A 7,424-nucleotide genomic window follows, 5' to 3' on the forward strand; every position below is an offset into this window, starting at 1 on the left:
AAAGTTAACTTAGGGCTAAATTTAATTTATTTAATTATAATATTTTTTTATAAAAAATTCAAAATATTTTTTACACATAATATCCGGCTTGTGCATCCCACAAGTCTTTATATTTTCCTGATTTTATCACTAATTCATTATGATTTCCTTCTTCAACTATACTTCCTTTATCAAAAACAAGTATATTATCCGAGAATTTACATGATGATAATCTATGAGAAATAAATATTGCAGTTCTATCTTGAACAATGCTTCCTAATTTTTCATAAATTTCTTGTTCTGCAAGTGGATCAAGTGCTGCAGTCGGCTCATCTAATATTATAAATGCTGCATCCTGGTATAACGCTCTTGCAATAGCTATTTTTTGAGCTTCTCCACCTGAAACGTCAACTCCTTCTTTGTCAATATCTTTATATAAATAAGTGTCAATACCATTTTTCATATTTGAAACTCTATCCATCATTCCAACATCTTCAAGTGCTTTAATTACTTTTTCTTTATCATAATTTATGGAACCTGAGATATTCTGTGCAATAGGAAATGCAAATAAATCAAAATCTTGAAATACTACTGAAAATATTTTCAAATAATCCTTATAATTATATTTTCTGATATCTATTCCATTAAGCAAAACTTGTCCTTCATTTGGATCATACAACCTAATTAAAAGTTTTATAAATGTAGACTTTCCACTACCATTTTGTCCAACTATAGCTAATCTCTTGCCCAATTTAAACTTCAAATTTATATTTTTAAGTACAAAATTATCACATCCCGGATATTTAAATGAAACATTTCTAAATTCAACCTCATATTTTCTATCGGCTCTCTTTTCAGTGGTCAATGAACCATTATACATGGTTTTATCATATTCTAAATAGTCTAATGCTTCTTTTATATACTCATAATTATTTAAGATATATCCCAAGCTTGAAACTAAAAGTGTAATTCCTATCGTAATTTGAGTTATACTTCCAATATATTGAGTTAGCATACCTATGGTTATAGCACCCTCAAATGCTTTAATAATTACAAAAACATATATAATTAAAAGTTGAATTTTTGCAACAAATGATTTTAAAATCTTAAAATTTTTACCGTCACTTTTTAATGCTTTATCCAAAACACCACCCGTAGAAAATGTCGTGTTTAGTTTCATCAAATTCAAAGAAATCTTATCTTGGTTGTACATTCTTACATCTACAGCCCTTTTAGAATCATTTATTATAAATCCATAAAAACTAAATAGGTTATTTCCAAGTGTCCCAGCATTCATAATTACTTTCCAAACAGAATCATACATAACTTCAAATTTTGTTACTAAAACAGATGTAATAATTAAAACTGCAATAAATACTAAATTAACCCATGTGCTATTTAATATAGCATATTTACTAGTTTCAGGAATATAACTATTAAAAAACGAAATAGTTAATGCCATTCCCCCAATAATCAATGTAATTGATGAAACAATTTCATCAATATTATAAATTGGAGATAAAATTCCTTTTCCTGTAAAATTTTGAATTTGTCTTATATTTCTTAATTTTGAAATCATTTCAGGATTTTCACAATCCTTATAATCCATATTATTAAGTACTTTTCTTAAAAGATTATTATAAATCATCATTACCTTACTATATTCTTTTTTAAACAATGACTCAAATTTTTCAAATACGACTTTAACCAGAAATATTGATATAATAGTAATTGATGCCCATATAATTACATTTTTTTCATTTCCACCAATGGTTATATGCTCCACCATTCTCGCTGTAGTATAAATTAAAATAAGTGGAAGAAGAGATTTCATAATTGATGAAACAATTACAAAAATCATATATTTTTTAAAATTATTAAATAAATAACTTAAACTTCTAAAATAAACTTTAATTTTTTCAAACATTTTCTCCCTCCCTATAATACTTACTTTGAACATCAAATAAATACTTATACTCTCCACCTAAATTAATAAGTTCATCATGTGTTCCTTTTTCTAAAATTTTCTTATCCTTTACTAATAAAATATAATCACAAAATCTAGTCGATGCCATTCTATGAGAAATAAATATAGAAGTAGCACTACTTGTCAATTGATTATACTTATTATATAAATCTCTCTCAGCAATCGGGTCAAGTGCAGCAGTCGGCTCGTCTAAAATTAAAAATGGAGAATTTCTATATAAAGCTCTAGCTAATAATAATTTTTGGATTTCTCCACCGGAAAGCTCCTGTCCTTCTTCATAAACATGCTTCATTAGGACTGTATCTATACCTTTTTCTAGAGAATCAACCTTTTCCTTTAATCCGGAAAGCTCTATTATTTTGTTAATTTTCTCGATATTATTATCTTTAAAATCTTGTGTTATATTATATTTTAATTTATCAGGAATGATTGAATAATCCTGAAATACTGCAGAAAAAATTTTATAATAATCTCTTCTTCTATATTGCTTAATATTTTTTCCATTCAATAAAACTTCACCTTTTGTCGGATCCAAAAAACCAATAATTATCTTAATTAAAGTAGTTTTCCCAGAGCCATTCATACCTACTATCGCAACTTTATCTCTAGGTTTAATCTTCATGTTTATATCTTCTAAAATATATTCATCAGATTCCGGATACTTAAAATACACATTTTTTAATTCAATGTTAATATTATTTACATCAAAATTGTTAATTTCAATTCCATCATCTAAATTATAAGGATCCTCATATTCTAAAAAACTTCTAATAATATTTGCATCATTTGAATATTTAACAAAATTATACATTTCATTAAAAACATCTAAAATATTTTTCGAAAAATTACCTTGTGCAGAGAATAATAAAATAAAACCCGCAACGTCTATTTGCTTATTAAATACCAAATTTATTAAATAATAATAGGTTATACCATTTCTAAATAAATCAATTATAGCAGCCAATAAACCGGATAAAAACTCTTTATTAGATGCTTTCCTCAAAAAGGAATCATATGAAAAAATAACCGAATTGAATATATCATCAAACCACGATTTTAAACCGAACATTTTAATATCTTTTTCAGAAGTAATATTAGATGATTTTTCATATAGATAATATGTTTTTCCAAAAAATTCATTTTCCTGCTCAGCATGATTAAATCTCCAATCTTTAATTTTTTTACCTATATAAAATGAGAGCATACTACTAATAACGGTAAAAATTATTAAAAATATTGGAAGCACTGATAATAGTTTTATATATATTACAAGCATAATAAAATTTGAAACAAAGTTTATTATAGAATCAAAAATTAACTCAGAAAAAGTATGATTACTAGATGTTAATTCTTGACATCTCTTAAAATTTTGTTTTAATTTAGAATTTAATGTTAATTGATATGGCATTGTTAAATTTCTTTTAAGAATCTTAAAAATTAAATTAGTTCTTACATCAATTTTCGGTGTAATAATAAACTGTAAAACAACATCCCTAATTGCTTCAAAAATAAAATAAATTCCTACTATACAAATTATATAGATAACTATTAAGCCAAAATCCTGTTTAAGCTGTATCATTTTTACAATTTCAGGTGTAATAAAAAGTTCAACAATCGCCAATCCAACTTTAGCAAAAATACTAATAACAACAAATAACAGCAATAAGTTTTTACGAACTTCCCACGCTTCTTTTATCATATAAAATACATTTTGTAAAATTCCGTATTTTTTCATCATTCCTCCTATAAATAATTTATATATTCATACTTTATCACAAGATTTAACTTTTAAACATTTATGGGATGAATTAATCAATTTTTGGGACAAAAAAAACTAGGTCGACCTAGTCTTCAAATTAATATTTCAGTTGTAAATGCATTATCTTCCGAATTTCTAGAAATATACCCATTATATTTTTCAATAATTTCATCAATTGATATAAGTCCTAAACCACGATTAATTCCTTTTGTAGATTTAAACAAATTTCCAAACTTATCTTGTTTCTTCAGCTTAGTCAAATTAGTAAAAGAAATATAAAGCTTCTTACCTTTCATGTCCATATATAATCTAATATATCTATCTTCCCTTGGCAAATCCATAGATGCTTCTATTGCATTATCAAATAAATTTCCAATAATAGTTGTCAAATCAACCTCTTTTATATCTACAATCTTTGAAATATTAACATCTACTATAACATTAATATTCTTTCCCTTTGCAATAGATACTTTAGAATTTACAATTGCATCAGTCATTTTATTTCCTGTCCTAATAACAGGAGCAATTGAATGTAAATCATTTTCTAACTCATTTAAATAATTTTTAATAGATTCTAAATCATTATTTTCAGAATAAGCTTTCAAAATTTGCAAATGATTTCTATAATTATGACGCCATTTTCTCATATCTTGATACATATTTTCAACTTCTTCAAAATGAGTATTAATCAAAGTTTGTTGATATTCTAATATATCTTTTCTACCAAATTTCAACCTAATTTTATCAAGAAAATTCATAAAATCTCCTAAAAATATTCAATAAATTTTCGATTAATATCTTCAAATTTTCCCCTACCAATAGTCAAATTAATCCCATTATCCAGTGAAAGCTCAGTTCTACTTAAAAAATCAATCTTTTCAATATTGATAATTGTAGATCTATCCAATTTATGAAATCTTTTATCCAAAATTTCTTCAACTTCCTTCATCGTCATTCTTACTTTATAAATTTCACTATTATAGTAAATATTCAAATAATTCTTATCACTTAAAATATAATAAATATTATTAAACATTAATCTTCTATTTCCATCATCCGTCTTAAAAACAACATATTTATCAGACTTTTGCAATCTCTCAAATGCTTTTTCAAATAATTCAAACAATCTATTCTTATCAATAGGCTTAATCAAATAATTAATTGCCTCAACTTCATATCCAATTCCAATATATTCGCTATATCCACTTATAAATAAAATCTGAACATTTTTATCATAATAACGAATTTTTTTCGCTAGTTCTGCACCATTCATCTTTTTCATTTCATAATCAAGCAAAATAATATCATAATCTCTCTTATCTTCATAATTAAACAAAAATGCTTCAGCAGATTCAAATAACATTACTTCAGCATTCATATCATTATTTTTAACCCATTCATTTACATATTCTAAATATAATTGTCTTACACTTTTTTCATCATCAACAATCGCTATACTCAAATTTTTAATAATAATCACCAACTTTTTAATTATTTACATATTTATTATACCTAATAATTAACTTATTTCATACTTTTAATTGTAATTACAACTTACATATTAATATATTACAAACCAAAATATTAAAAAAAGTAGATATTTACAATGAACCTACATCTAAAAAATTAAATTTTAAATCTAATTTTCAGATAATATTATTCACAATATCTACTTTTTTTATTATTATACAATAGAATTAAAATATTAAAAAACTAGCTAATTTCATTATTTATTTCGATAAAACAGCTTTTCCTGTTTTATAATCAATAGTTATTCCAGGTTGATTATTATATACATATACATTAAAGCTTATTCCTTCACCATTATCTTCTACAGATTTTGCCTGCATTATAATTCCTCTTGCCACAAGCTCATTATCCTTAAAAATTGGTGTTATTTTATACATTACATGATTCTTTGTTTCTTTAATATAATCAGCAACCATATTTTCAAATGGTAACATTCCGGTCACATTAAAATATCTTGTACCTGTCATTAAATTTTTTTTGTTAGCATTTTCTCCAGCTAATTGGAATCCTATTAAGTGAGATCTATTATATAAATATCTTCCATCAACAATATCAAATTTTATTGTTTGCCATCCCGATGGTTTTACCATACCAATTTTGCCTCTTTTTTCTGTAGGCATAGTATCTAATCCTAATAAAGCAACTGCTTCTCCCACTCTATTTTTAGAATCTAATTCTGAATATACTTCATATCTATTTGGTAACTTTCCTTCTTTAGAAAAATCAGGAATATTATTATTTAATACTACAAAAGGAGTATTTCCATCAAACTCCGGAATACTTTTTATATCATAAAATAATTTTGTTTTTTTTAACTCTTCCTTAAATTTTTCACTTGATTTTGAAGGTTTTCGAGTTACTCTTTTTACCTTTGGAGTTTTTTTGTATGATTTTACCTTTCTAATATTTTTCCTCTTAGATTTTTCAGATGATAATTTACATTTAGAAGAATTTTTAACTTGTACTTTTGCATTTACAGCATAATCTGAATAATTATATGCAAAAACACCTAATACTAACAACATTATCATCAAAATTTTATTAAATTTTCTCATTTTCTTCTCCTCTTATTTTTTATACACTATTTTAGTTATTTCTTCATGAGAATTGCCTACTATACATTCTTCTTTTATCTTTAAATAATCTGAAAAATCAAATTCAAAATAATAATCTGTCGGATACTCCCTATTCCAATTATAAACAACAATTTCCTTTGGAGCATTTTCAAAAAAAATTAATTCTTCTTTTTTTTCAATAAAGATAAAATCATCTTCTCCTATTTGTTCTTTATTATGCTTATCCAAAACAAAAATGTTTTCTAAATTTATTTCCAAATTGTCAAATAATTTTTTTGTATAATTTGAAATGTATAACTTCCTATTATTGACGTGCATAATCATATCAAAAATCATATTTCTATCAAATGACTGCCTTTGATTAAAAAAAGTAAAACCTTTATTTTTTGATAAACATAATATTATATTCATAATCTCACCTCCTCAAATCATGCTTTCTCTATTATATATTCCATTTAGCTAGCTTAAACAAAAATAGTTATATATTTAACTATTTTTATCGGTTTTATTATACCACTTTATTTTCATTTTTTCATTATTAATTTAATTTTTTTTAATAATGATCAAACACTACACAAAATTTAATTAATAAAAAAATTATTAAAAAAAATATTATCTACGATATGAATTCACAAATATTCGAATAAAAATACCTTAAATATTTATATAAAATAAGCTGAGATTAAGATTTTGATATACTTTTGCTGCAACAAAAAATAAAGATGGCTAAATTTAGCCATCTAAAGTGAGTGTGGTTGCGGGAACAGGATTTGAACCTGTGACCTTCGGGTTATGAGCCCGACGAGCTACCGAACTGCTCCATCCCGCGATATTAAATTAAAAATTAAATGGTGCCGAGGATCGGAATCGAACCGATACGGAGTTTAACCTCCGCAGGATTTTAAGTCCTGTGCGTCTGCCTGTTCCGCCACCCCGGCATATTGGCTCCCAGGGTGGGACTCGAACCCACAACCTATCGGTTAACAGCCGAGTGCTCCGCCATTGAGCTACCTAGGAAAATCATTTAATTCAATTTTATGATCATTTGATCAGATTTATAAGAGTCAACACTGAACCTCATGGATTCAGTGTT

The 7,424-nt window shown here is 25.4% G+C and carries 6 protein-coding genes and 3 tRNA genes; all 9 read right to left on the reverse strand.

Translation table 11 applies throughout. The features are described 5' to 3' along the window. Positions 1-70: 70 nt before the first annotated feature. The 9 genes from ABGF45_RS01115 to ABGF45_RS01155 all read right to left on the reverse strand — a co-directional run bounded on the left by ABGF45_RS01115 (position 71) and on the right by ABGF45_RS01155 (position 7,348). Positions 71-1,906, reverse strand: a complete 1,836-nt coding sequence (locus tag ABGF45_RS01115; protein ID WP_408112321.1) for an ABC transporter ATP-binding protein — start codon at positions 1,904-1,906, stop codon at positions 71-73. Further along, the gene (locus ABGF45_RS01120; protein WP_167554134.1) at positions 1,899-3,701 is read right to left on the reverse strand and encodes an ABC transporter ATP-binding protein; all 1,803 of its coding nucleotides are present in this window, start codon (positions 3,699-3,701) and stop codon (positions 1,899-1,901) included. The genes ABGF45_RS01115 and ABGF45_RS01120 overlap by 8 nt, the downstream gene beginning before the upstream one ends. 116 nt (positions 3,702-3,817) lie before the next feature. Beyond that, entirely contained in the window at positions 3,818-4,483 is a 666-nt protein-coding gene (locus tag ABGF45_RS01125) for a sensor histidine kinase (RefSeq protein WP_134711356.1), read from the reverse strand. 8 nt (positions 4,484-4,491) lie between these two features. Next, positions 4,492-5,187 (reverse strand): LytTR family DNA-binding domain-containing protein, encoded by a 696-nt coding sequence (locus ABGF45_RS01130; RefSeq protein WP_134711355.1) that lies wholly within the window; start codon positions 5,185-5,187, stop codon positions 4,492-4,494. A gap of 268 nt (positions 5,188-5,455) precedes the next feature. Beyond that, on the reverse strand, positions 5,456-6,310 hold the full coding sequence (locus ABGF45_RS01135; RefSeq protein ID WP_245151247.1) for a DNA/RNA non-specific endonuclease: 855 nt from the start codon (positions 6,308-6,310) through the stop codon (positions 5,456-5,458). A 12-nt stretch (positions 6,311-6,322) separates the two neighbouring features. Continuing rightward, entirely contained in the window at positions 6,323-6,742 is a 420-nt protein-coding gene (locus ABGF45_RS01140; RefSeq protein ID WP_134711354.1) for a hypothetical protein, read from the reverse strand. 341 nt (positions 6,743-7,083) lie between these two features. Then, positions 7,084-7,160: transfer RNA gene (locus tag ABGF45_RS01145), tRNA-Met, on the reverse strand. A 20-nt stretch (positions 7,161-7,180) separates the two neighbouring features. Further along, positions 7,181-7,269, reverse strand: a tRNA-Leu gene (locus ABGF45_RS01150). Between the two features lie 4 nt (positions 7,270-7,273). Beyond that, positions 7,274-7,348 (reverse strand) — tRNA-Asn (locus tag ABGF45_RS01155). Positions 7,349-7,424 lie beyond the last annotated feature (76 nt).

The organism is Helcococcus sp. KG196 (assembly GCF_046035495.1).
GTDB lineage: Bacteria > Bacillota > Clostridia > Tissierellales > Peptoniphilaceae > Helcococcus > Helcococcus ovis.